The sequence below is a fragment of the Microbacterium sp. 10M-3C3 genome (assembly GCF_003931875.1).
Taxonomy (GTDB): domain Bacteria; phylum Actinomycetota; class Actinomycetes; order Actinomycetales; family Microbacteriaceae; genus Microbacterium.
The window spans coordinates 212,852-236,888 of sequence record NZ_CP034245.1; the positions used below are offsets into that span (position 1 = coordinate 212,852).

Here is a 24,037-nt window from a genome sequence, read left to right on the forward strand (position 1 = left end):
ACCTCCCGCTCGGCGTGGAGGCGGGGCATGAACATCACGAGCACGCGGGGCGCCGCGACGATCGAGGAGGTCGCGGCGCTCGCCGGTGTGTCGCGCTCGACGGTGTCGCGCGTCGTCAACGGGTCGACGGCCGTCTCGCCCGCCGCGCTCGAGGCCGTCAACGACGCGATCGCGCAGCTGAACTACGTGCCCAACCGCGCGGCCCGCTCGCTCGCGCGGCGGCAGACCCACGCCGTCGCGTTCGTGATCCCCGAGGACACCGATCGGTTCTTCGGCGACCCGTTCTTCGCCTCGATCGTCGCGGGGGTGCACGAGCGCTTCGCGGCGTCGGACTACGTGCTGAACCTCATCATCGCGAGCAACGATCCTCGCGACAAGGCGACGAGCTATCTGCGCAGCGGCAGCGTCGACGGCGTGATCGTCGCGTCGCATCACACCGGCGACACCTTCGTCGACCGCATCGCGGCCGACCTCCCCGTCGTCTACGGCGGGCGACCCGCGGGGCTGTCGTCCGCGCCGGCGTACCTCGTCGACGTCGACAACGTCGGCGGCGGCGCGGCGGCCGCGCGCTACCTCGCCGAGCGCGGGCACCGGCGGGTCGCGACCATCACGGGACCGGCGACCATGGTGCCCGCGACCGACCGGCTGAGCGGCTTCCGCGAGGCGGCCGCCGAGACGGGGCTCGAGATCGTCGCGGTCGAGGACGGCGACTTCTCCGAGGCCGGCGCCGCCGCGGCGATGCGCCGCATCCTGGACGGCGGGGACGTGCCGGAGGCGCTGTTCGTCGCGAGCGACCTCATGGCCCGCGGCGCGCTCGAGGTGCTGCGCGAGGCGGGTCTGTCGGTGCCCGGCGACGTCGCGATCATCGGCTTCGACGACTCGCCGGTCGCGACCGCGGTGACCCCCGCGCTCACGACGATCCGCCAGCCCTCGCGCGCGCAGGGCGTGGCGATGGCCGATGCGCTCCTCGGCCTCCTCGCCGGCCGCCCGGTGCCGCCCGCGACGATCCTCCCCACCGAGCTCGTGGTCCGCGACTCCGCCTGAGTCGTCCCGCCCGCCCCCTCCCGGCCGAGGTTCCGTCGCGGAAACACCGCTGAGCGGGTGACACGCCCGGGCGCCGCATCCGGATGCCGGCGGGTCGGCCGTCTTCCCGGCGGCGTGGGTCGGCGACGGGCGGCCCGGGTGGGCTACCGGGGATCGCCGCCGAGCGGGCCGACCGCGGGGATCGGGCCGCCGTCGTCGGCGCCGGTCTTGCGGGCCCGGGCGATCGCGTTGCCGAGGTGGTAGATCAGCAGCGCGGCGGCGGCGCCGATCACGATCGCCCCGAGCTGGAAGTCGCCCCACACGATCGTGAAGCCCGCGATCGCGATGACGAGCGACACCGCGGCGGTGTACTGGTTGACCGGCCGCGAGAAGTCGACACGGTTGTCGACCCAGATCTTGATGCCGATGATGCCGATGAGGCCGTACAGGGCGGTCGTCACGCCGCCGAGCACGCCCGCCGGGATCGTGTTGAAGACGGCGCCGACCTTCGGCGACAGGCTCAGCAGGATCGCGACCGTACCGGCCACCCAGTACGCGGCGGTCGAGTACACGCGGGTCGCGGCCATGACGCCGATGTTCTCGCCGTACGTCGTCGTGCCCGAGCCGCCGAACGTGCCCGCGAGCGTCGTCGCCGCGCCGTCGGCGATGAGCGCCCGACCCGTCGAGCGGTTCACCGACGGGTCGGTCATCGTCGCCACACCGCGTACGTGTCCGACGTTCTCGGCGATGAGGACGAGCACGACCGGCAGGAACATCGCGATCACCGACCACGTGCCGGGGCTCGCGAAGTCGGCGATGTGGAACTCGGGCAGGCCCAGCCACGCCGCATCCGACACCGCCTGGAAGTCGATGAGCTGCTCGCCTGTCGACAGCTGCACGATGACGGCGAACACGTAACCCACGACGACGCCGAGCACGATCGAGATGCGGCCGAGGAAGCCGCGGAAGAGCACCGCGAACAGCACGACCGCGACGAGCGTGACGGTGCCGACGAGCGGCTGCACCTGGAAGTTCTGCCACGCCACGGGCGCGAGGTTGAACCCGATGAGCGCGACGATCGCCCCCGCGACGACCGGCGGCATGAGCGTGTCGATCCAGCCGAGACCGGCGAACTGCACGATCACGCCCACCGCGGCGAGCAGGACGCCGACCGCGACGATGCCCGCGAGGGCCGAGCCCATGCCCTGCGTCGCCGTCGCGGCGGTCACCGGCGCGATGAACGCGAACGACGACCCGAGGTAGCTGGGGAGCTTGTTCCGCGTGATGAGGAGGAACAGCAGCGTGCCCACGCCCGAGAACAGCAGCGTCGTCGACACCGGGAAACCGGTCAGCACCGGCACGAGGAACGTCGCGCCGAACATCGCGATGACGTGCTGGACGCCGACCGCGATCGTCGCGGGCCAGCTCAGCCGCTCGTCCGGGCGCACGACCGCGCCCGGCTCGACGGTGCGACCGTTTCCGTGCAGCTTCCACAGCGCCATGGGTCCTCCTCGAAAACGCCTCGCGTCACTGTAGCGACGATCGTCGTTTCGCCGCGGTTACGCCGCGACGGGCGTCGGCGCCGTCACCCGCCGGTGAGGCGCTGGAGCAGCTCGGCGTAGCGGGCGCGGGTGCGCTCGGCGATGTCGTCGGGGATCGCGGGCGGCTCGCCGGTGCGGTCCCAGGATGCGGCGAGCCAGTCGCGCACGATCTGCTTGTCGAAGCTCGCCATGCGCTCGGCGGGCGTGGATCCTTCGCGCCATGCCGCCGCATCCCAGTACCGCGACGAGTCGGGCGTGAGCACCTCGTCGGCGAGCACGAGGCGCCCCTCGTCGTCACGGCCGAACTCGAACTTCGTGTCGGCGAGGATGAGGCCCCGCGCCTCGGCCGTCGCGGCGGCGCGGGCGTACACCTCGAGTGAGAGCGCGCGCAGCTCCTCGGCCGTCTCCGCTCCCACGATCTCGACGGTGCGCTCGAACGAGATGTTCTCGTCGTGCTCGCCCATCGGCGCCTTGAACGCGGGCGTGAACAGCGGCTCGGGCAGGCGGTCGCCGTTTCGCAGGCCGGCGGGGAGCGGGATGCCGCACACCGTGCCGGCGTCGGCGTACTCCGCCCAGCCGCTGCCGGTGAGGTAGCCCCGCACGACGCACTCGATCGGCTGCATGTCGAGCGAGGCGACGACCATCGCGCGGCCCGCGACAGCGGGCGGGATGAGCTCGACGGCGTCGTCCCCGATCAGCACGTGGTCGGGCACGAGGTGATTGCGGATGCGGCGGCCGCCGTCGCCGCCGTCGAGGCGGTCGAACCACCACAGGCTCAGCGTCGTGAGGATCTCGCCCTTGCCCGGGATGCCGGGGGAGAGCACGTGGTCGAACGCGCTGACGCGGTCGCTCGCCACGACGAGGAGGCGCTCGGGCCGTGCTCCCTCGGCGGTGTCGCCCGGCACATAGAGGTCGCGGACCTTGCCGGAGTACACATGCCGCCAGCCGGGGAGCTCGAGGGTTCGCGTCACCCGCTCATTATCCCGGCCCGCCGCGCCTCGCGAGAACGCGCCCGTGCACCGTTTCCGCGCCGGGAAGCGTGCATCCGGGCGCTCTCGCGAGCCGCGGCGCCGCGCGAGGCGTCAGGGCGTGATGCGGTCGACGAATGCGCGCGCCTCGTCCACGAGATCCGCCCACCGCTGCGCGCCCGCCGCGGTACCGACCGTCACCCACTCGCGCAGCTCGCGCTCGCGCATCACCAGGGGCGACGCGGCGCCGGATGCGGTGAGCTCGACCACCCGCTCGGCCGGCACCTTCACGATGAGGTCGCCGTCGTGCCCGACGAACGCGTACACCTTGCCCCGCACGCGCAGCCCCTCGGTGCCGAACATGCGCCCCATGTCGATGCCGTCGTCCGCGAGATGGCGCTGGGCTATCGGGTCGAACACGTCGTGCGCCGCCGCCATCCGCTCGCGATCCACCATGCGCACACGGTAGCGGCCGCCGCGGAAACGGCGTATAGTCCACGTGGACTAGTCGACACGGACCATGAAGGGGACGCGCATGCCGGATGCTCCGGGCCTCACGCCGCTCGCGGTCATGATCCTCGCCCTGCTGCGCGAGGGCGACATGCACCCGTACGAGATGATGCGGCTGTTCCGGCTCCGCCGCGACGACCGCCTCGTCCGTCTGCAGAAGGGCACGCTGTACCACACGGTCGGACGCCTCGTCCGTGACGGGCTGCTCGCCGAGGTCGGCGTCGACCGCGACGGCAACCGCCCCGAGCGGACCACGTACGCCCTGACCGAGGCCGGCGGTCGCACCGTCGACACGTGGGTGCGCGCCGAGCTGCCGCGCATCGACCGCGCCTCCGAGTTCCGCGTCGCGCTCGCCGAGGCGCACAACCTCGACCGCGCCGAGGTGCGCGCGCTGCTGGACGAGCGCCGCCGGCTCCTCGCCGCCTCGCGGGACGACCTCCGTTCCGGACTCGCCGAGGCGTCGCGCCGCGCCGTGTCCCCGCAGTTCCTCGTCGAGGTCGAGCGCGAGCTCGCGCTCGTCACCGCCGAACTCGCCTGGCAGGACGCGCTGACCGCGCGCCTGGCCGATCCCGCCTACCCGTGGGGGGTCGCCGACCTCCCCGCCGAGCACGCGAAGACCCCATCCCCGAGAGAGAAGACCCCCGCATGACCGATTCCCGCGCCGCGGCGACCCCGCCGCATCCGAAGGACGCCTGGCCCGCCCTGTGGGCGCTCGTCATCGGCTTCTTCATGATCCTCGTCGACACGACGATCGTCTCGGTGGCCAACCCCGCGATCAAGGCCGCGCTCGACCCTGCCACGAACAACCTCGACAACGTGGTGTGGGTGACGAGCGCGTATCTGCTGACGTACTCCGTGCCGCTGCTGATCACCGGGCGTCTCGGCGACCGGTTCGGGCCGAAGAACATCTATCTCGTCGGTCTGGCGATCTTCACGGCCGCCTCGCTCGCGTGCGGCCTGTCGACCTCGCTCGGCATGCTCATCGCCGCGCGCGCGGTGCAGGGCCTGGGCGCAGCGATGATGACCCCGCAGACCATGGCCGTCATCACGCGCACGTTTCCGGCGGATCGCCGGGGGGCGGCGATGGGCCTGTGGGGCGCCACCGCGGGCGTTGCCACGCTCGTCGGTCCGCTCGCGGGCGGCCTGCTCGTCGACGGCTTCGGCTGGGAGTGGATCTTCTACATCAACGTGCCGGTCGGCATCGTCGCGTTCGTGCTCGCGTGGCGTCTCGTCCCGAAGCTGCCGACCAGCCCCCACCGCTTCGACATCCCGGGCGTCGTCCTGAGCGCGCTGGCGCTCTTCCTCATCGTCTTCGGGCTGCAGGAGGGCGAGCACTTCGACTGGGCGCCGTGGGTGTGGGGCATGGTCGTCACGGGCGTCGTCGTGCTCGCGGTGTTCGTGTGGACGCAGCGACGCACGACGCGCGAGCCGCTCGTGCCGCTCGACCTGTTCCGCGAGCGCAACTTCTCGGTCGCGAACGTCGCGATCGCCGCCGTCGGGTTCACCGTCACGAGCATGGCCCTGCCGCAGATGTTCTACCTGCAGCTCGCGCGGGGCCTCACGCCGACCGAGTCGGCGCTGCTGCTCATCCCGCTCGCGATCCTCTCGGGCGTGCTCGCGCCGTTCGCCGGCCGGCTGCTCGACCGCACCGACCCGCGCGTGCTGCTCGTGCCCGGGCTGCTGCTGGTGGCCGGCTCGCTCGTCCTGTACTCCGCGCTCATCTTCGCGGATGCGGCGATCTGGGCCTTCCTCGTCCCCGCGGCGCTCATGGGCATCGGCAATGCCGGAATGTGGGGACCGCTGGCGACGACCGCGACCCGCAATCTGCCGCCGCGTCAGGCCGGCGCGGGCGCGGGCATCTACAACACCACCCGTACGGTCGGATCGGTGATCGGCTCGGCATCGATCGCCGCGTTCATGCAGGCGCGCCTCGAGGCGAACCTGCCGGGCGCGGGGGATGCGACCTCGGGCTTCGGCTCGGAGGGCCTGCCCGCACAGATCGTCGGCGGCTTCTCGACCGCGATGGGGCAGGCGCTGATCCTCCCGATCCTCGTGAGCCTCGTCGGCCTCGTCGCCGTGCTGTTCATGCGCCGACCTTCGGTGATCCCGCGCCGCGGCGACCGCGCGGCCGACGCCCCCGCCGCCGCATCCGCCCCCGCCGCCGCGGGGGAGTGAGCTTCGGCCACGGCGCGTTCCACACAGGCGAATCGGTCGGATGCAGCACGAATTCACGCGGATCGTGCTGCATCCGGCCGATTCTCCCGTAGCGGGCGCGAGCGGGAGCGTCAGTGCTCGACGACGCGCGCGGCGATGTCGGTGCGGTGCTGCCCGCCCTCGAGGCGGATGCGGTCGATCGCGTCGTACGCGCGCTCGCGCGCCTCGCGGAACGTCGTGCCGAGCGCGACGACATTGAGCACGCGGCCGCCCGTGGCGATCAGCCCGTCGTCGGTGCGAGCGGTCGCGGCGTGCGCGAGATGCACGCCGTCGACCTCGGCCGCCGCATCCAGGCCCTCGAGCGGCCGCCCCGTGACGGGCGCGTCGGGATAGCCCTCGCTCGCGAGCACGACCGTGACCGCGGTGACCTCCGCGAAGACCGGGCGCGGGCGCTCCTCGAGACGGCCGGATGCGGCGGCCAGCAGCAGCTCCGACAGGGGGTCGAGCAGGCGCGGCAGCACCACCTGTGTCTCGGGGTCGCCGAAGCGCGCGTTGAACTCGATGACCTTGATGCCGGCGTCGGTGAGGATGAGCCCCGCGTACAGGAGGCCGATGAAGGGCGTCCCCTCGGCATCGAGCTGCCGCACGACGGGCAGCGCGATGTCGCGCGTGACGGCGTCGACGAACGCGTCCTCGTCGCCGAAGCGCCCCGACAGCCACGGCAGCGGCGAGTAGGCGCCCATGCCGCCCGTGTTGGGGCCCTCGTCGCCGTCGCGCAGACGCTTGTAGTCCTGCGCAGGGCTCAGCGGCAGGACGGAGTCGCCGTCACTCAGGAAGAACAGCGACACCTCGGGCCCGGCGAGGAACTCCTCGACGAGCACGGGCGCGGCGGCGAGGAACGTCTCGGCATGGGCGAGCGCGGCCGCGCGGTCGTCCGTGACGATGACGCCCTTGCCGGCGGCGAGCCCATCGGCCTTCACGACGTGCGGGGCGCCGAACTCGGCGAGCGCCGCGGTCACCTCGGCCAGGTTGTGCGCGCGCACGGCGCGGCCGGTGGGCACGCCCGCTGCATCCATGACCCGCTTCGCGAAGGTCTTCGAGCCCTCCAGCTGCGCGGCCGCCTTGCCCGGACCGAACACGGGGATGCCCCGCGTTCGCAGCGCGTCGGCGACGCCGGCGACCAGCGGCGCCTCGGGGCCGATCACGACGAGCTGGATGCTCTCGCGGCCCGCGAACTCGACGACCGCAACGGGGTCGACCGGGTCGAGGTCGACGATGTGTGCGTCTTCGGCGATGCCGGCGTTGCCGGGGGCGGCGAAGATCGCGTGCTCGGCGTCTTCCGCCCGCAGCGCGAGGATGATGGCGTGCTCGCGAGCACCGGAACCGAGGACGAGGATGCGCACGCGCTCAGCCTACCGAGCGCCTCCGGCCCGGCCCGGGGCGCCCCGGGCGCAGACGGCGCGGGGGCCCCGGTCGGCTGCTGCCTCGCCGCGGGCGCAGAATTCAGGCTCTGCGGTCGTGTGGATGCTGCGGGGCGGGCCCCGGCGACGGCTGAGCCTGAATTCTGCGCGGCTTCGGCGGCGTAGCGTGGGACGCATGGTGCGCAGGATCGAGACGGGCGACGGCCGCGCGGCGCTCGCCGCCGTCGCCGCGGCTCAGGACTCGGGCGCCGCGCCGGCCCGCACCGCCCTCGCCACGGCCGTGCGCTACCTGCTGCAGCTGCTGAGCGAGAAGGCGCCCGGGCACACGGTCGAGGTGCGCGTGCCGCCGTTCGGCGCGGTGCAGGTCGTCGAAGGGCCGCGGCACACGCGCGGCACGCCGCCGAACGTCGTCGAGACCGACCCGCTCACGTGGGTCGCGCTGGCCACCGGCGCGGTGCACTGGGCGGATGCAGCGGCCGCGGGCCGCATCGCCGCATCGGGCACCCGGTCCGACCTCTCCGACCTGCTGCCCCTGCGCCCCTGACCCGCACCGGCGGCGGTGGCGCTGGCCGGCGCCGCTGAGCTCGGACAGCCGCCCCGCCTCGGCCGCCGCCCCGCCCCGACCACAGCGGCCGAGACCGACGGCGCCGCGCCGCGGGCGGGGTGAGACAATGGAGGCGTGTCCGACCCCGACCGCACCCCCTCCGTCCGCGTGGACGTCGAGACCGTGCGCGTGCGGCGCGCGCCGAAGTACGGCGTGTTCCTCATCGCGGGTGCCGTCCTCGGGCTCATCGTGGCGGCGATCCTCACGACCGCCTTCCAGGGCACCGCACAGCCCAGCCCCACGACCGGAACGGTCTACACGCCGCTGCAGGTGTTCGGGTTCGTGGCGCTCATCTGCGTGCCGATCGGGCTCGCGCTCGGCGGCGCTGTCGCGGTGATCCTCGACCTCACGGTCGGCCGCCGCACGCGCGATCTCCGCGCCGGCCACCAGTCGGTGCACGGCGCCGACTGAGCGCCACGACGGCGCCGAGCGGGCGCTACGCCAGCTCGGCGATGATCGGATGGATGGCGGCGTCGAACGCGACGACGTCGCCGCGCAGGCCGTCGGTGACGGCCACCGTGAGCGAGCCGATCCACCACACGCCCCGCTGCGCGAGCGGCAGCACGTGCACGTTGAGCTCGAACGAGTGCGCGCGCCGCCCGACCTGCCGTTCGTGCTCGGCGATCGCGCTCGCGTACGCACGGTAGGAGACGCCGGGCTTGGCGGCCGTGTCGGCGCGGTACCGCTCGTGCGCGCGCTGCGCGTATGCGCACGCGTCGGCGGCGTGGGGGGCGATCTCGCGCCGCAGCTCGACCGCCGACTCGGGGAGCGCGACGAGCGTGTCGAAGCCGTCGACGAGGTCGAGCGGCTCGGGAGAGGGATGCGCCTGCGGCTCGACGGTCATGGCCCAATACGCCAGCCACTGCCGCTCCAGGAGCGCCTGCTCGGCCTCCGACCGCTCGGGTGCCGAGCGCGGCGGAAGACCGCGGAGCGTGGGCAGCTCGTCGGGGGAGCGCACGCCGATCGCGTGCCGCAGGAAGAGCGCGACGAGCACCGGCTGACCCGCGTCTTCGCGGATCACCCATTCCGGACCGCTGCCGCCCTGCATGCCGCCATTGTAGGAGTGCGCGCGCCCGCCCGGTCCGCCCCCTTGCGCCGGGCCGAAGCGCTTGTCCCGCGGCGCCTCCCGCGGCCTCCGACCCGGACGCCGCGCGTGCTCCCGCCGCCGGTAGGCTGAGCGGGTGGCGTCCCCCAACCCCTACAGTGCTGCCGGCGTCGACACCGCAGCGGGCGACCTCGCCGTCGAACTCATGAAGTCGGCGGTGCGCCGCACCCACGGACCGGAGGTGCTCGGCGGGGTCGGCGGATTCGCCGGCATGTTCGACGCGAGCGCCCTGCTGTCGTACACGAAGCCGCTGCTGGCGACGAGCACCGACGGCGTCGGCACGAAGGTCGCGATCGCGCAGGCGCTCGACAAGCACGACACGATCGGGCAGGACCTGGTCGGCATGGTCGTCGACGACATCGTCGTGGTGGGCGCCAAGCCGCTGTTCATGACCGACTACATCGCGTGCGGCAAGGTGCATCCCGAGCGCATCGCGGCGATCGTCTCGGGCATCGCGGCCGGATGCGCCGCCACGGGCACCGCCCTCGTCGGCGGCGAGACGGCGGAGCACCCGGGGCTCCTCGGCCCGGCCGACTACGACGTCGCGGGCGCCGCGACCGGCGTGGTCGAGGCCGACGCCGTGCTCGGCGCCGACCGCGTGCGCGACGGCGACGTCGTGCTCGCCCTGGCTTCGAGCGGGCTGCACTCCAACGGCTTCTCGCTCGTGCGTCACATCGTGGCGCGCCGCGGCATCGGCTACGGCGACCACGCCGCCGACTTCGGCACGACATGGGGCGAGGCCCTGCTCGAGCCGACGCGCCTGTACACGTCGCCGCTCCTGCGCCTCATCGACGCCGTCCCCGGCGTGCACGCCCTCAGCCACGTCACGGGAGGCGGCATCGCCGCCAACCTCGCGCGCGTGCTGCCGCGCGGCATGTGGACCGAGATCGATCGCTCGACGTGGTCGCCCGCGCCGGTGTTCCGTGTGCTGGCCGACCTCGGCGACCTCGACCTCGCCGACACCGAGGGCACGTGGAACCTCGGCATCGGCTTCCTCGCCGTCGTCTCGGCGGATGCGGCGGACGCCGCCGTCGCGGCCCTCGAGGCCGACGGCATCCCTACGTGGCAGGTGGGCGTCGTACGCGACGCCGGCCGTCCGGAGGGCGAGTGGGAGCAGGGCGCGAAGGGCGTCGACGGCGGCGCGGTGCGCCTCGTCGGAGAGTACGCGACCTCGCAGAGCGGAGCGAAGTAACACCCCATGTGCGGCATCGTCGGGATGGCCGGTCGCGGCCCGGTCAACCAGGAGATCTACGACGCCCTCCTCCTCCTCCAGCATCGCGGCCAGGACTCCACCGGCATCGCGACGGCCGAGGCGAACGGCGTCTTCCACATCAACAAGCAGCGCGGCATGGTGCGCGAGGCGTTCCGCACGCGCGACATGCGCTCGCTGCTCGGCGAGATCGGGCTCGGGCACGTCCGGTACGCCACGCGCGGCACCGCCTCGAGCGAGGAGGAGGCGCAGCCCTTCTACGTCAACGCGCCGTACGGCATCGTGCTGGTACACAACGGCAACCTGACGAACACGCGCGAGCTCACCGACGACCTGTTCCATAAAGACCGCCGCCACTTGAACACGAGCTCCGACACCGAGCTGCTCGTGAACATCCTCGGCTCCGAGCTGCAGTCCGAGATCTCCGGGCCCGACCTCGACCCCGACCAGGTGTTCCGCGCGGTCTCGCGCGTGCACGAGCGCGTCGAGGGCTCGTACGCGGCGATCGCGCTCATCGCGGGCTACGGGCTGCTGGCGTTCCGCGACCCCTTCGGCATCCGCCCGCTGATCCTCGGCACGCGCGCGGCCGACCCGGCCGTCGGCGGCTACGAGTGGGTCGTGGCATCGGAGTCGCTCGTGCTGGAGAACGCGGGCTTCGAGGTGGTCCGCGACATCCTGCCCGGCGAGGCGGTCTTCATCGGCCTCGACGGCACGCTCCACACGCGCCAGTGCGCGACCGACCCCGTGCTGAAGCCGTGCTCCTTCGAGTACGTGTACCTCGCGCGGCCCGACTCCGTCATGAACGGGATCTCGGTCTACGAGGCGCGCCTGCGCATGGGCGAGCGCCTCGCCGACACGATCGCGAAGTACACGCCTCCCGGATCCATCGACGTCGTCATGCCCATCCCCGACTCGGCACGACCCGCGGCGATGCAGGTCGCCCGCAAGCTCGGCCTGGAGTACCGGGAGGGCTTCTACAAGAACCGCTACGTCGGCCGCACGTTCATCATGCCCGGGCAGGCGGTGCGCAAGAAGAGCGTCCGCCAGAAGCTCAACGCGATGTCGACGGAGTTCAAGGGCAAGAACGTGCTCCTCATCGACGACTCGATCGTGCGCGGCACCACGAGCAAGCAGATCATCCAGATGGCGCGCGACGCCGGCGCCGCGTCGGTGACGTTCGCGTCGGCCGCGCCGCCGGTGCGCTTTCCGCACGTGTATGGCATCAACATGCCCTCCCGGCACGAGCTCGTCGCGCACGGCCGCACGATCCCCGAGATCGCGGCAGAGCTGGGCTGCGACTACCTCGTGTACCAGGAGGTCGAAGACCTGCGCGCCGCGATCATCGAGGGGTCCGACCTCGACGACCTCGACATGAGCTGCTTCGACGGACGCTACGTCACGGGCACCGTCACGGAGGAGTACCTCGCGTGGGTGGAGGGCAGCCAGCAGTCGTGACCGTCGCGGGCGGCGGGCGGATGCTGTGGGACCAGCACACGTGCGTCGCGCTGCGGCCCGACGCCGATGTGTCCGAACTCCGCCGATATGCCGGCGCGGCTGGCGCGTTCGTGTCGCTGAACGCCGGATACGCGCCGCATCCGTTCGCGGTGACGAGCGCGCTGCTCGACGCCTTCCGCCGTCAGGTCGAGGAGACCCCCGGGCTCGAGCTCGCCGACACGCTCGCTGAGGTCGACGCGATCCGGGCGGGCGGGGCGATCGCGGTCGCCTTCGACCTCGAGGACTGCCGCCCGCTCGACGGCGACCTCGGCAACGTCGCCGTGCTGTACGGCAAGGGCGTGCGCACCCTCGCGCCGACGTACAACCACGCCAACGCGGCCGGATGCGGCTGCCTCGACGTCGACGACAGCGGGCTCACCGCGTGGGGCCGGCGCCTGGTCGCCGAGATGAACGCGGTCGGGATGGTGCCCGACGGCTCGCACGGCAGCGCGCAGACCGGACTGGATCTGTGCCGCGTGTCGACGACGCCCGTCGTCTACTCGCACTCGTGCATGAGGGCCGTGTGGGAGCATCCGCGCAACATCACCGACGACCAGGCGCGTGCGTGCGCCGACAGCGGCGGGGTGGTCGGGATCACGGGCGTCGGCATCTTCCTCGGGCCGAACACCCCGACGCTCGAGGCGATGACGCGCCACCTCGAGCACGCCGTCGAACTCGTCGGCATCGATCATGTCGGGGTGAGCTCGGACTTCTCCTTCGACTGGCGCGAGTTCCGCGACGAGATCGCGGCGAACACCGACCTCTACGACGACAGCTACACCCGCTGGGGTCCGATGGAGTGGATGCCGCCCGAGACGCTCGTCGGGCTCGGCGCGCACCTGGCGTCCCGCGGCTGGGCCGGCGAGGACATCGACGCGGTGCTCGGCGGCAACTTCCGTCGCGTCGCTGCGCAGACGTGGGGCTGACCGGGAGAGCGTTCCCGTGGGGTTCACCTCGCGCTCGCCGCGCGTTCGCGCGGCAGGAGTTGGCTGGGGCGCGCGGCGTCGACCGACGCCGCGTCGAACAGAAGGAACCCCTCCATGACTCCTGTGACACACCATCGCGCCCGCGCGGCGCTCTCGGTGCTGGCCCTGGGTGCGCTGCTCGCCGGCGGCGCGCTCACGGCGCTGCCCGCCTCGGCCGCCGACATCCCCCTGACCGAGAACGGCGGGGCCGCCCGGCACGACGGCGACCGCACCGCCGCGATCCGCAGTTCGCTCGTCGGCGGACCGGCCAAGAACGTCATCCTGCTCATCGGCGACGGCATGGGCGACTCCGAGATCACGGTCGCCCGCAACTACGCCGAGGGCGCCGCCGGCACGTTCGCCGGCATCGACGCGCTGCCCCTCACCGGGCAGTACGTGCACTGGGCCGTCGACAAGAACGGCAAGCCGAACTACGCGTCCGAGTCGGCATCGACGGCGTCGGCGTGGTCGACGGGCACCAAGACGCAGAACGGGCGCCTCAGCGTCGACTACTCGGGGCTGCAGGGCGTACCGCAGCCCACGCTCCTCGAGCTCGCGAAGGCCAACGGCATGAAGACCGGCAACGTCTCCACCGCCGAGATCCAGGATGCGACGCCCGGAGCCGAGATCGCGCACGTCTCGGCGCGCAGCTGCTACGGCCCCGACACGATGTCGGCGTGCCAACCGGACGAGGCGCTCGAGAACGGCGGTCTCGGCTCGATCAGCGAGCAGCTCCTGAACGTCCGCCCCGACGTCACGCTCGGCGGCGGCTGGAAGAGCTTCACGCAGACGGCCAAGGCCGGGCCGTGGCAGGGGGAGACGCTCGAGGCGCAGGCGAAGGACCGCGGCTACCAGGTCGTCCGCGACGCCGCCGGCCTCGCCGCGGTGACCGAGGCGGACGCCGACCGCCCGCTGCTGGGGCTGTTCACCGACGGGAACTTCCCGACCCGCTGGACCGGGCCGAACGCGACCGTGGGCGGCGGCAACGGTCCCGCCGTGACCTGCCAGGAGAACCCCGAACGCCTCGGCACGGGGCTAGAGCTCGCCGACCTCACGCAGAAGGCGATCGACCTGCTCGACAACAAGGACGGGTTCTTCCTCCAGGTCGAGGGCGCGAGCATCGACAAGCAGGACCACGCCGCCAATGCGTGCGGGCAGATCGGCGAGACCGTCGACCTCGACGAAGCGGTGCAGGTCGCCCTGGCGTACGCGCAGCAGCGCGACGACACGCTCGTCGTCGTGACCGCCGATCACGCGCACACGAGCCAGATCCTCGGCTCGACGCCTCCCGGGCTCAGCATCAAGCTCACGACCGTCGAGGGCCAGGACATGATCGTCGGCTACGGCACCGCGAACGCGGGGGAGTCGCAGCAGCACACCGGTGCGCAGGTGCGGATCGCCGCGTACGGCCCGGGAGCCGCGAACGTCGTCGGCCTGAGCGACCAGACAGACCTGTTCTTCACGGCCGTCGACGCGCTGCGACTGAAGCGCGACCTCGCCTCCCTCAGCGCCGACGCGAAGGTCACGACCGACAAGCGCGAGTACGCGCCCGGCGAGCCGATCACGGTGACCGTCACGGGGCTCGACGCCGACTGGCAGGCGACCGGCACGCTGGCCTCCGACCCCGTCGACCTCGGGCAGCGCGACGTCCTGCGCGGCACCGCCACGTTCACGGCGACGGCGCCGCAGGAGGTCGGCCCGCACACCGTGACGATCGCCGGCGTGCAGACGGGGACGTCCACGGCCGCGGCCATCACGGTGTCGACCACGCCCGCACCCGGCGGCGGGCAGGTGCCCGACCCCGGCGCATCCGGGCAGCCCGCGGCCGTCGGATCGGGCATCGGCGCGGGCCCGCTCGCCGTCACCGGCGGAACCGTGCCGTGGCTCGCGATCGGCTTCGGGGCCGCCTTCGTCGCGGTCGGCACGATCGTGGTCATCCGCCGACGGCGCCGCGCCGCCTGACATCGCGCGCAACGAAACGGCCGGCGGCAGTCCGCGGACTGTCGCCGGCCGTCGTCGCAGTCTCCGGGCGGATCGCCGCGGGCGGGCGACCACATCGCCCGGAAGGCTCAGGCCTTCTCGTCCTCGTACGTCTCCTCGTACTCGTCCGCCCACTTGTCGACGTACTCGTCGCCACCGTTCTCGGGGTGGCCGAGTTCGCGCTCGAGGGCCGCGTAGTTGACGGAGTACGTGTCGTACTTCAGTTCACGGGCGATCTTGGTGTTCTTCGCCTTTTGACGGCCACGCCCCATGCGAGACCCCCTCTGATCGACATCGCGGGCAGTGCTCGCGCCCGACGCATTCACGGATCCGGATCGAACCGGTAAGAGTAGCATTCAGGATATCACGGTGGATCCCGCGCCCTGCCCGCGCGGGCCGGATGCGCGCGGCGGACGGAGGAGGCGCAGGATGGCGACGGAGCCGATCGAAGGTCCCGAGGAGCGCACCGCGCAAGCCGCCGACGTGCCGCAGGGCGCGGTGCTGGCCGGTGTCGTCCCCGGCCAGTCCTCCCGCGTCATGCTCGAGGCCGCCCGCTACGCGAAGCTCCTGGGCGCCCCGCTCGCGATCATCCACGTGGACGTGACCCGCTTCGTGACCTTCGAAGACCCCGACGGCTACGTGCACACGGCGCCGGTCGACCTCGACGTGAGCGACGGCGCGCCGCAGCTGGAGACGGTGCGTCGCCAGGCGGAGGAGGCGCTCGTCTCGTGCCCGGTTCCGTGGAGCGTGCACCAGCTCGTCGGCGACCCGGCCCTCGCCCTGAAGCATCTCGCCGACAAGGTCGACGCGAAGCTCCTCGTCGTCGGCACGCGCAAGCGCGGCCTCGGCGAGTCCATTCGCGAGTTCTTCACCGGGTCGGTGGCGGCGCGGCTGTCGCACCGCCAGCACAGGCCGGTCCTCGTCGTGCCGCTGGGCGACCCGGTGCCCGACGACGAGGAGATCGCCTGGACCTGACCGGCGACCTCCTCGACGTGGTGCTCAGCCCCGCAGCCGCCGCGTGAGCTCGCGCGACGCCTCGTCGAGCGTCCGCTCGAGGGTGTCGACGATGTCGGCGGCCAGCGCGCCCCCGCGGGCGACGTGGGTGCGCAGGTCGCTGCGCACGCGGGCGCGGAAGTCGTTCACGATCGCGTCGGCTCGCTGCAGCTGAGCGCGCGCGGCGACGCGGGCGTCGTCTGCGGCGGCGCTCGGCGCCGAGGCGCGGTCGCTCTTGGCCGCCGCGGCGAGATCGGCCCGGAGGCTCCGCATCGCGTCGCGGACGCTGCCGCGGACCTCGTCGGCGATGAGACGGATGCTGTCGGCGAGCCCCTGCTCGATGCCCTCGAGCTCGCCCGTTCGCGCCGCCACTTCCGCGCGCCCGGCATCGGTGATCTCGTAGACGGTCTTGCGGCCGTCGACCGTCTTGGTCACCAGGCCCTCCTCCTCGAGCTTCGCCAGCCGTGGATACACCGTGCCGGCTGAGGGGGTGTAGGTGCCGCCGGTGCGGTCGGAGAGGGCCTGCATGAGGTCGTAGCCGTGGCGCGGCGACTCGTCGAGCAGGCTCAGGAGGTACAGGCGCAGGTCGCCGTGGGAGAAGACGGGGCTCATCACCACTCCTCCTCGGCCTCGAGATCGCCCTGGCGCACGCCCGAGGCGCCGCGCCGGAGCACCGTGACGTCGCCCGACACCGTGTTGGCGCGGATGTCGACGAAGGAGCCGCTGAGCTCGCCCACCGCATCGGCGTAGTTCGTCGGGCCCGAGCCCGATCGCTTGACGCCGTCGATGAGCACGCGCCCGCTCACCGAGCGCACGACGAAGTTGGCGGGGTACGCGTCGTCGAGCCGCACGGTGCCGTTGCCGGAGACCGAGTTGAGGTTCACGCCCTGCACCGGCCCGTGGGCATCCACGAGCATCGCACCCGAGACGGTGTCGATCGAGGCCTTCCGGATGCGCCCGGTGGCGGCGACGTCGCCCGAGACGGAATTCGCGCTCAGCGCGCCGTCGATGCGGCGCACCTGCACGTCGCCCGACACGGCGTTGACGTTGAGATCGCCGACGAGTCCGTCGACGATGATGTCGCCCGACACCGTGTTCAGGCGCGTGTCGTGCTGGAGGCCGGTGACGAGGGCGCTCGCGCTCACGACGCCGAGGGTGAGCGCGATGTCGCGCGGTACGGCGATGCTGATCTCGGCCTTCGGTCCGCCCGCGCCGAAATTGCGGAACACCTCGAGGAAGTTGTCCCAGCGCAGCTGCGGGTGGTCGATCTCGAGGCTGTCCTCGTCGACCTCGATGCGCAGATCCTTCACGCTGACCGCGTGAACCTCGATGCGCACGCCGGGCTCGTCGTGGGCGACGACGTCGAGCTGACCGCCGACGAGGCCGACCTTGAGCTTGCGGACCATGTCGATGTCGATGACCCGCGTCTCTCCCGGGTGCACCAACCACTTCTCCGTCGTCATGGGAATCCTCCTCAGGTTCGCGATATATCGCGTTGACACGACGGTAACACGATATATCGCGTTCCGCCATGGTCACACGGCTGCAGCGCATCCTCCTGCTGCGGGCGCTCGGGCTCGGGCTCCCCGACATCGCGCGCGTTCTGCGTCGCGACCAGGACGAGCAGGCGGCGCTGACCGCGCACCTGGACGTCCTGCGCGACGAGCGCGCGCGCCTGGACCGCCGCATCACGGCGGTGGAGACCACGATCCGCAAGAGGAAGGGAGGTGAGACACCCATGGCAGAGGAGATGTTCGACGGCTTCGATCACACGGCCTACAAGGACGAGGTGACCGAGCGCTGGGGGGCGGACGCGTACGCACGCGGTGACGCGTGGTGGCGCGGCCTGAGCGCGGCGGAGCGCGATGCGTTCCAGCGGGAATCCACGACGCTCGCACAGGCCGGGGCGACGGCGGCGGAATCCGGCGCCGACCCGGCCGGCGTGGAGGCGGCGGCGCTCGCAGAGCGTCACGTCGCGTGGCTCCGGTCGATTCCGGGTACTCCCGCGAACGTATCCGGCGGGGTCGCCGGGTACCTTCGCGGTCTCGGCGACATGTACGTCGCCGATCCGCGCTTCGGCCGGCACTACGCCACGGCCGACGGCGGCGACGCCGGCGCGCGGTTCATCCGCGACGCGCTGCACGCGTGGGCCGATGCCCGGGAGTGAGACGCCGGCAGACAGAACGGATGCCACGTCCCGTTGGGGGAGGGGACGTGGCATCCGTATGTCGCGATCAGATCGCGAGGGGCGGTGGCGACGGCGTACCCGAAACACCGGGCGCCACCCTGGGGAGGCTCAGACGCTGCGGCGTCCGCTGATCACTCTGAACAGGAACGCGATGAGGGCGATGACGGCCACGATGAGGGCCACCCACAGCAGCCAGTTCAGGGCGGCGTTCAAGCCGCCGACGATCGCCAGCACGATGGCGACGACGATGATGATGATGAGGGCGATGTTCATGGCGAGTGCTCCTTTCGCCGGAGGCCGTCGGTGTGGACCCCCGGGCGCCGCGGACGGCACCCCTCAGCATGGATTCCAGGACGGAGGCGGGTCGCGCCCTTGACGACGTGGCGGCCGCGGTGGTAGCGGCGGGGTGTCGTGCGTCGGCCGCGGTCGCGTGTCAAGCCCTCCTTCGGGCGGCCCGCGATGCTCGTAGCGTCGGGTGCACCGACGAAGGGAGCCGCCATGCCCGGTGGACGGGGTGCGAACCTGAAGGACCGCGAGCTGTACGAAGAGCTGCGCAAGGACGGTGCCAGCAAGGAGAAGGCCGCGCGCATCTCCAACGCCGCCGCGGCGCAGGGTCGGTCGACGCTCGGGCGGCGCGGCGGTCACGCCGAGGACTACGAAGACCGCACGGTGCCGGAGCTGCGTCGCCGCGCGAAGGAGCTCGGACTGCGCGGCTACTCGGGCAAGAAGAAGGCGGAGCTCATCTCGATGCTCCGCAGCCACTGACGGTGGCGCGTCTGATCCGGGTCCGCCCGTACGAGGATCCGGGCTTCCGCCGCGTCCGCGCGGGGCAGGCGTTCCGCTACGTCGATCACACCGGGAAGGCGGTCGCCGAGGGCGATGCCGAGCGCGCCCACGCGCTCGTCATCCCGCCCGCGTGGCGGGAGGTGTGGATCTCGCGCGAGCCGCGGGGCCACATCCAGGCCGTCGGCACGGACGAGGCGGGCCGGCGCCAGTACCTGTACCACGCCGACTGGTCCAAGCGCCGCGACAAGGGCAAGTTCGCGCGCGCCCTCGCGCTCGCCGAGGCCCTGCCGCGTGCGCGCGGCCGCGTGACGCAGGCCCTCCGCCGCGAGGCGCTCGACCGCGAGCGCGTGCTGGCCGTCGCGTTCCGCCTGCTCGACCAGGTGGCCCCGCGCGTCGGCACCGCCCGGTACTTCGCGACCAACGGCAGCCGCGGCCTCACGACCCTGCAGCGGCGCGATGCGGAGATCGACGGCTCGCATGTGACGCTCTCCTTCCCCGCCAAGAGCGGCAAGCGCGCGTTCCTCCAGCTCGACGACGACCTCCTGGCCGCGACGCTCGAGCAGCTGCGCACCGGCCGCCCGCGCGCACCCCTGCTCGCGTACGTCCGCGGGCGGCGGCGCGTGCCCCTCACGCCCGGCGACGTCAACGCGTACGTGCGCAGCATCACGGGCGGCTCCTTCACGGCGAAGGACTTCCGGACGCTGCGCGGCACCATCCTCGCGGCGGAGGCGCTTGCGCGCATCGGCACGGTCGACACCAAGACCGACCTCAAGCGCGCGGAGCTGCTCGCGGTGCGCGCGACGGCCGAGAAGCTCGGGAACACGCCCGCCGTCGCACGGTCGAGCTACATCGACCCGCGCGTGTTCGCCCTGTACCGGCGCGGGAAGCTGATGGACCTGGAGGGCTCGCACGACAACGCCATCCGGCGCCTCATCCTCGGCGAGTGACGTAGCGCCGGCAGCGCTCGCGGATAGGGTGAGCGGGTGTTCTCGTGGGCGCATCTCGGACTGGTGATCCTGGGCGGCGCCCTCGGCACCGCGGCGCGCGCGGGGCTGCAGCTCGCGGTCGGGGACGCGCTCGGGGGGTGGTTCGTCCCGGTCGTCAACATCGTCGGCGCCTTCGCGCTGGGCGTCGTGACGGGCCTGCTCGCCCGTCGGATGCACGCGCCGCGCGGCCGCGTGATCCGCCACTTCGTGGGCACGGGTGTCTTGGGCGGGTTCACGACGTACAGCGCCCTCGCGGTCGAGGCGGCGCACAGCCCGGTCCTCCTCGCGGTCGGGATCGCGGGGGCCGCCCTCGGCACAGCGGCCGGTGCGATCGGCCTCGCCGTCACCGCACCGCGGCGGGCCGGCGCGTGACGCCGCTGCTGTTCCTCGGCGTCGCAGCCGCCGGCGGGGCGGGCGCGGCGCTGCGGTACCTCCTCGACCTCATGCTCACGCGGTGGTGGGGGTCGCGCGTGCCGTGGGGCATCCTCGCCGTGAACCTCACGGGCGCCTTCGCCCTCGGACTCCTCTCCGCGGGCCTCGCGGATGCCACGGGGCTGTGGCTCTGGGGCACGGGCCTCCTCGGCGGCTACACCACCTTCTCGTCGGTCGCCGTCAGCACGGCTCTGCTCGCGCGCGAGCGGCGGACGCGGGCATCCGTCGCCTACGGCGTCGGCACCTTCGCCGGCACCGTCGTCGCAGCGCTCGCGGGGCTCGCGATCGGCGCCGCGCTGCTCGGCTGAGCACCCTCCCGTCACCGCCGCGGGTCGCGCGGCCGCATGGAATACTGGCACCGATACATCTCTGTATCGATCGTCCGACCTCCTCACGAAGGACACCCGTGTCGAATCTGGCCGTGCTGAGCCTGAAGAACCGGGCGCTCATCGCGCTCGTCACGATCGTCGCGGCCGTGTTCGGCGGACTCGCGCTCGTGAGCCTGAAGCAGGAGCTCATCCCCTCGATCGAGTTCCCGCAGCTCGCCGTCGTCACGCAGTACCCCGGCGCGTCTCCCGAGGTGGTCGAGAACGACGTGTCCACGCCGATCGAGACCGCGATCCAGGGGGTCCCGGGTCTCGAGTCGACCACGGCGACGAGCACCACGAACGCCTCGATCATCTCCGCGTCGTTCACGTACGGCACCGATCTGGCCACCGCCGAGCAGAAGATCACGCAGGCGATCAACCGCATCTCGTCGCAGCTGCCCGAATCGGTCGAGCCGAACGTCCTCTCGGCGAGCATCGACGACTTCCCCGTCATTCAGGTCGCCGTCACCGGGTTCTCCGACGCCGGCGCCGCCCAGGCGCAGCTCGAGGCCACGGTCATCCCGGATCTCGAGGACGTCGCGGGCGTCAACGCGGCGCAGATCGTCGGGGGCCTCGGCCAGCGCGTCACCGTGACGCCCGACCCTGCGCGGTTGGCCGAGCGCGGCTTCACGCAGCAGGCCATCACGGATGCGCTCGACCAGAACGGCGTGCTCTTCCCCGGCGGCCGGATCACCGAGGGCGCGCAGAGCCTCACGGTGCAGACCGGCGCGAAGCTCACGTCCGTCGACGACCTCGCCGCCCTGCCGCTCGTCCCCACCAGCGTCCAGCAGGCCGCCGCCGGCCCCACGACGATCGGCGACGTGGCGACCGTGGCCGAGACGCCCGATCCGGTCACGACGATCTCGCGCGTCGACGGCGAATCCGCCCTCACGATCGCGGTGACGAAGCTGCCCGCCGCCAACACGGTCGACGTCTCGCGCGGCGTGCTGGCCGCGCTCCCCGGCCTCGAGGATCAGCTGGACGGCGCCACCTTCACGGTCGTCTTCGACCAGGCGCCGTACATCCAGCAGTCGATCGAGGCGCTCGCGCAGGAGGGCCTGCTCGGCCTCGCCTTCGCGGTCGTGGTGATCCTCGTCTTCCTCCTGTCGGTGCGCTCGACGCTCGTGACGGCGATCTCCATCCCGACGAGCGTGCTCATCACGTTCGTCGGCATCCAGGCCTTCGGCTACTCGCTGAACATCCTGACGCTCGGGGCGCTCACGATCGCGATCGGCCGCGTCGTGGACGACTCGATCGTCGTCATCGAGAACATCAAGCGGCACTACGTCGGCGACGCCGACAAGCTCGCCAGCATCCGGCTGGCCGTCCGCGAGGTGGCTGCCGCGATCACCGCGTCCACGATCACGACCGTCGCCGTGTTCCTGCCGATCGCCTTCGTCGGCGATGTCACCGGTGAGCTCTTCCGCCCCTTCGCGCTCACCGTCACGATCGCGATGGCCGCGTCCCTCCTCGTCGCGCTCACGATCGTGCCCGTGCTCGCCTACTGGTTCCTGCGGCCGGGCAGGCCGGTGACGGATGCGGCGGGCCGCGCCGTCGATCCGGAATCCCCCGAGGCGCCGCCCAGCCGGCTGCAGCGGGGCTACCTGCCGGTGCTGTCGTGGACGCTGCGGCACTCGACCGTGACGCTCTTGGCGGCCGTGCTCGTCCTCGCCGGCACCCTCGCCCTCGCGCCGCTCATGAAGACGAACTTCCTCGGCGACTCGGGCCAGAACACGTTCACAATGACGCAGGACATCGGCCCGGCGGCGAGCCTGGACGCCGAAGACGCCGCCGCGCAGCGCGTGGAGGAGGTCGTCCGCGGCATCGACGGCATCGAGACGGTGCAGGTGTCCATCGGATCGAGCGGGTCGGCCCTGCGCGACGCGTTCTCGGGCGGCGGCGCCGGCATCACCTACTCGATAACGACCGACCCCGACGCCGATCAGGTTCCGCTGCGCGAGCGCGTGCAGCAGGCCGTCGCCGACCTCGACGATGCCGGGACGATCACCGTCGCCTCCTCGGGCGGCGGCTTCGGCTCGTCCGACATCGACGTCGACATCACCGCTCCCGACGGCCAGAGCCTGCAGACCGCCACCGACGCGGTCGTGGCCTCCCTGCAGGATCGCGCCGGGCTCGCCCAGGTGACGAGCAACCTGTCCGCGTCGCTGCCCTACATCGCGGTGCGGGTCGACCGGGAGGCGGCAGCGCGGCTCGGCCTCTCGGAGGTCGCCGTCGGCGGCATCGTCTCGAACACGATGCAGCCCCGCCAGGCGGGGTCGGTCGAGATCGACGGACGCGCGCTCACGGTCTACCTCGCCGCATCCGCGGTGCCCGCGACGATAGACGAGCTGAAGGCGCTCGAGATCCCCTCGGCCACCGGCCCGGTGCGGCTCGACCAGGTCGCCACCGTCGAGCAGGCGCAGGGGCCCACCTCGATCACCACAGAACGCGGCCAGCGCACCGCGACGGTGACCGTGACGCCCTCGACCGACGACCTGAACGCCGCATCGGCGACGGTGCGCGAAGCGCTCGCCGACGCCGACCTCCCGCGCGGAGCCGACGCCTCGGTCGGCGGTGTGCTCTCGCAGCAGACCGACGCGTTCTCCCAGCTCGGTCTCGCTCTGCTCGCGGCGATCCTCATCGTGTACGTCGTGATGGTCGCGACCTTCAAGTCGCTGCGTCAGCCGCTCGAGCTGCTGGTGTCGGTGCCGTTCGCCGCGACCGGCGCGATCCTGCTGCAGATCGTCACGGGGGTGCCGCTCGGGGTCGCGTCGCTCATCGGCGTGCTCATGCTGATCGGCATCGTCGTCACGAACGCGATCGTCCTGGTCGACCTCGTGAACCAGTACCGCGAGAAGGGGCTATCGGTCCACGACGCCACCGTCGCCGGCGGCGCGCGGCGTCTGCGTCCCATCCTCATGACGGCGCTCGCCACGATCTTCGCGCTGACCCCGATGGCGCTGGGCATCACCGGTCACGGCGGGTTCATCTCCCAGCCGCTGGCGATCGTCGTCATCGGCGGACTGGTGTCGTCCACCGTCCTGACGCTGCTCGTGCTGCCGACGCTGTACAACCTCGTGGAAGGGGCGCGCGAGCGTCGCGCCGCGCGGCGGGGCGAGCGGCAGGGCTCGGCGCCGGAGCCCGTGCCGGCCGGCGGCGGGGAGTCGGGGCCGGATGCGTCGCCGACGCCGGCGCCGGCGTCGGCACCGTCGCGACGCGCGCTCCGGCGCAACGGGAGGCGCTGACCGTCGACGCGGGCACGCCGTCCTGGGGCTGGGGCTCAGCCTCGCCTCCGGCAGTGACGACGGG

Annotated in this window: 25 protein-coding genes; 16 read left to right on the top strand and 9 right to left on the bottom strand. The window is 72.5% G+C overall.

Annotated features, from left to right (window positions below; genetic code table 11):
* Nucleotides 1–27 precede the first annotated feature (27 nt).
* Nucleotides 28–1,044: a LacI family DNA-binding transcriptional regulator gene (locus EI169_RS00965; protein ID WP_125130158.1), complete on the top strand. Its 1,017-nt coding sequence runs from the start codon at nucleotides 28–30 to the stop codon at nucleotides 1,042–1,044.
* A 143-nt stretch (nucleotides 1,045–1,187) separates the two neighbouring features.
* Here EI169_RS00965 and EI169_RS00970 read toward each other — a convergent pair whose 3' ends face one another.
* The 3 genes from EI169_RS00970 to EI169_RS00980 all read right to left on the bottom strand — a co-directional run bounded on the left by EI169_RS00970 (nucleotide 1,188) and on the right by EI169_RS00980 (nucleotide 3,988).
* Nucleotides 1,188–2,525, bottom strand: a complete 1,338-nt coding sequence (locus EI169_RS00970) for a solute carrier family 23 protein (protein ID WP_125130160.1) — start codon at nucleotides 2,523–2,525, stop codon at nucleotides 1,188–1,190.
* Between the two features lie 83 nt (nucleotides 2,526–2,608).
* Entirely contained in the window at nucleotides 2,609–3,535 is a 927-nt protein-coding gene (locus EI169_RS00975; RefSeq protein WP_125130162.1) for a phosphoribosylaminoimidazolesuccinocarboxamide synthase, read from the bottom strand.
* Between the two features lie 111 nt (nucleotides 3,536–3,646).
* Complete coding sequence (locus tag EI169_RS00980; protein WP_240640519.1) at nucleotides 3,647–3,988, bottom strand: hypothetical protein; 342 nt, start codon at nucleotides 3,986–3,988, stop codon at nucleotides 3,647–3,649.
* A gap of 79 nt (nucleotides 3,989–4,067) precedes the next feature.
* Here EI169_RS00980 and EI169_RS00985 point away from each other — a divergent pair, with 79 nt between their 5' ends.
* Entirely contained in the window at nucleotides 4,068–4,691 is a 624-nt protein-coding gene (locus EI169_RS00985) for a PadR family transcriptional regulator (RefSeq protein ID WP_125130164.1), read from the top strand.
* Nucleotides 4,688–6,217: an MFS transporter gene (locus EI169_RS00990; protein WP_125130166.1), complete on the top strand. Its 1,530-nt coding sequence runs from the start codon at nucleotides 4,688–4,690 to the stop codon at nucleotides 6,215–6,217. The genes EI169_RS00985 and EI169_RS00990 overlap by 4 nt, the downstream gene beginning before the upstream one ends.
* A gap of 110 nt (nucleotides 6,218–6,327) precedes the next feature.
* On the opposite strand, the gene purD is transcribed toward EI169_RS00990, so the two are convergent.
* Nucleotides 6,328–7,599, bottom strand: a complete 1,272-nt coding sequence (gene purD, locus EI169_RS00995; RefSeq protein WP_125130168.1) for a phosphoribosylamine--glycine ligase — start codon at nucleotides 7,597–7,599, stop codon at nucleotides 6,328–6,330.
* Between the two features lie 193 nt (nucleotides 7,600–7,792).
* On the opposite strand from purD, the gene EI169_RS01000 reads away from it, so the two are divergent.
* Both EI169_RS01000 and EI169_RS01005 read left to right on the top strand, forming a co-directional pair.
* Nucleotides 7,793–8,161 (top strand): sterol carrier family protein, encoded by a 369-nt coding sequence (locus EI169_RS01000; protein WP_125130170.1) that lies wholly within the window; start codon nucleotides 7,793–7,795, stop codon nucleotides 8,159–8,161.
* A 135-nt stretch (nucleotides 8,162–8,296) separates the two neighbouring features.
* The gene (locus EI169_RS01005) at nucleotides 8,297–8,632 is read left to right on the top strand and encodes a potassium transporter Trk (protein ID WP_125130172.1); all 336 of its coding nucleotides are present in this window, start codon (nucleotides 8,297–8,299) and stop codon (nucleotides 8,630–8,632) included.
* A 25-nt stretch (nucleotides 8,633–8,657) separates the two neighbouring features.
* Here the strand turns inward: EI169_RS01005 and EI169_RS01010 are convergent, their stop codons facing one another.
* On the bottom strand, nucleotides 8,658–9,269 hold the full coding sequence (locus EI169_RS01010; protein ID WP_125130173.1) for a zinc-binding alcohol dehydrogenase: 612 nt from the start codon (nucleotides 9,267–9,269) through the stop codon (nucleotides 8,658–8,660).
* A 133-nt stretch (nucleotides 9,270–9,402) separates the two neighbouring features.
* Between EI169_RS01010 and purM the strand changes: the two genes are divergently transcribed.
* The 4 genes from purM (at nucleotide 9,403) to phoA (ending at nucleotide 14,957) form a co-directional block, all read left to right on the top strand.
* Nucleotides 9,403–10,518: a phosphoribosylformylglycinamidine cyclo-ligase gene (gene purM / locus EI169_RS01015; RefSeq protein WP_125130175.1), complete on the top strand. Its 1,116-nt coding sequence runs from the start codon at nucleotides 9,403–9,405 to the stop codon at nucleotides 10,516–10,518.
* Between the two features lie 6 nt (nucleotides 10,519–10,524).
* A complete protein-coding gene (gene purF / locus EI169_RS01020; RefSeq protein ID WP_125130177.1) occupies nucleotides 10,525–11,991 on the top strand; it encodes an amidophosphoribosyltransferase in 1,467 nt (488 codons plus the stop codon).
* Entirely contained in the window at nucleotides 11,988–12,956 is a 969-nt protein-coding gene (locus EI169_RS01025; RefSeq protein ID WP_240640520.1) for a membrane dipeptidase, read from the top strand. Before purF ends, EI169_RS01025 begins: the two co-directional genes overlap by 4 nt.
* Nucleotides 12,957–13,070: 114 nt before the next feature.
* A complete protein-coding gene (phoA, locus tag EI169_RS01030; protein WP_205783856.1) occupies nucleotides 13,071–14,957 on the top strand; it encodes an alkaline phosphatase in 1,887 nt (628 codons plus the stop codon).
* A 107-nt stretch (nucleotides 14,958–15,064) separates the two neighbouring features.
* Here the strand turns inward: phoA and EI169_RS01035 are convergent, their stop codons facing one another.
* Nucleotides 15,065–15,247, bottom strand: coding sequence for a DUF3073 domain-containing protein (locus tag EI169_RS01035; protein ID WP_125130179.1), 183 nt, complete (start codon nucleotides 15,245–15,247; stop codon nucleotides 15,065–15,067).
* A 157-nt stretch (nucleotides 15,248–15,404) separates the two neighbouring features.
* On the opposite strand from EI169_RS01035, the gene EI169_RS01040 reads away from it, so the two are divergent.
* Nucleotides 15,405–15,950 carry a universal stress protein gene (locus EI169_RS01040; protein ID WP_125130181.1) on the top strand — a complete coding sequence of 182 codons (546 nt, stop codon included), beginning with the start codon at nucleotides 15,405–15,407 and terminating at the stop codon, nucleotides 15,948–15,950.
* 24 nt (nucleotides 15,951–15,974) lie between these two features.
* On the opposite strand, the gene EI169_RS01045 is transcribed toward EI169_RS01040, so the two are convergent.
* Together EI169_RS01045 and EI169_RS01050 are read right to left on the bottom strand one after the other, a co-directional pair.
* On the bottom strand, nucleotides 15,975–16,580 hold the full coding sequence (locus EI169_RS01045) for a PadR family transcriptional regulator (RefSeq protein ID WP_125130183.1): 606 nt from the start codon (nucleotides 16,578–16,580) through the stop codon (nucleotides 15,975–15,977).
* Nucleotides 16,580–17,431 carry a DUF4097 family beta strand repeat-containing protein gene (locus EI169_RS01050; RefSeq protein WP_125130185.1) on the bottom strand — a complete coding sequence of 284 codons (852 nt, stop codon included), beginning with the start codon at nucleotides 17,429–17,431 and terminating at the stop codon, nucleotides 16,580–16,582. The genes EI169_RS01045 and EI169_RS01050 overlap by 1 nt, the downstream gene beginning before the upstream one ends.
* A gap of 68 nt (nucleotides 17,432–17,499) precedes the next feature.
* Between EI169_RS01050 and EI169_RS01055 the strand changes: the two genes are divergently transcribed.
* Nucleotides 17,500–18,135 (top strand): TipAS antibiotic-recognition domain-containing protein, encoded by a 636-nt coding sequence (locus EI169_RS01055; protein WP_125130187.1) that lies wholly within the window; start codon nucleotides 17,500–17,502, stop codon nucleotides 18,133–18,135.
* A gap of 129 nt (nucleotides 18,136–18,264) precedes the next feature.
* Here the strand turns inward: EI169_RS01055 and EI169_RS16480 are convergent, their stop codons facing one another.
* Nucleotides 18,265–18,429: a hypothetical protein gene (locus EI169_RS16480; RefSeq protein ID WP_164515398.1), complete on the bottom strand. Its 165-nt coding sequence runs from the start codon at nucleotides 18,427–18,429 to the stop codon at nucleotides 18,265–18,267.
* A gap of 225 nt (nucleotides 18,430–18,654) precedes the next feature.
* Here EI169_RS16480 and EI169_RS01060 point away from each other — a divergent pair, with 225 nt between their 5' ends.
* From EI169_RS01060 to EI169_RS01080, 5 genes are all read left to right on the top strand, one after another.
* A complete protein-coding gene (locus tag EI169_RS01060) occupies nucleotides 18,655–18,921 on the top strand; it encodes a Rho termination factor N-terminal domain-containing protein (protein ID WP_125130188.1) in 267 nt (88 codons plus the stop codon).
* 2 nt (nucleotides 18,922–18,923) lie between these two features.
* Nucleotides 18,924–19,889 carry a DNA topoisomerase IB gene (locus EI169_RS01065; protein WP_125130190.1) on the top strand — a complete coding sequence of 322 codons (966 nt, stop codon included), beginning with the start codon at nucleotides 18,924–18,926 and terminating at the stop codon, nucleotides 19,887–19,889.
* Nucleotides 19,890–19,925: 36 nt separating this feature from the next.
* Nucleotides 19,926–20,300, top strand: a complete 375-nt coding sequence (locus EI169_RS01070) for a CrcB family protein (protein WP_125130193.1) — start codon at nucleotides 19,926–19,928, stop codon at nucleotides 20,298–20,300.
* Nucleotides 20,297–20,668, top strand: a complete 372-nt coding sequence (locus EI169_RS01075) for a CrcB family protein (RefSeq protein ID WP_125130195.1) — start codon at nucleotides 20,297–20,299, stop codon at nucleotides 20,666–20,668. The genes EI169_RS01070 and EI169_RS01075 overlap by 4 nt, the downstream gene beginning before the upstream one ends.
* A 98-nt stretch (nucleotides 20,669–20,766) precedes the next feature.
* Entirely contained in the window at nucleotides 20,767–23,973 is a 3,207-nt protein-coding gene (locus tag EI169_RS01080) for an efflux RND transporter permease subunit (RefSeq protein ID WP_125130197.1), read from the top strand.
* Nucleotides 23,974–24,037: the final 64 nt, after the last annotated feature.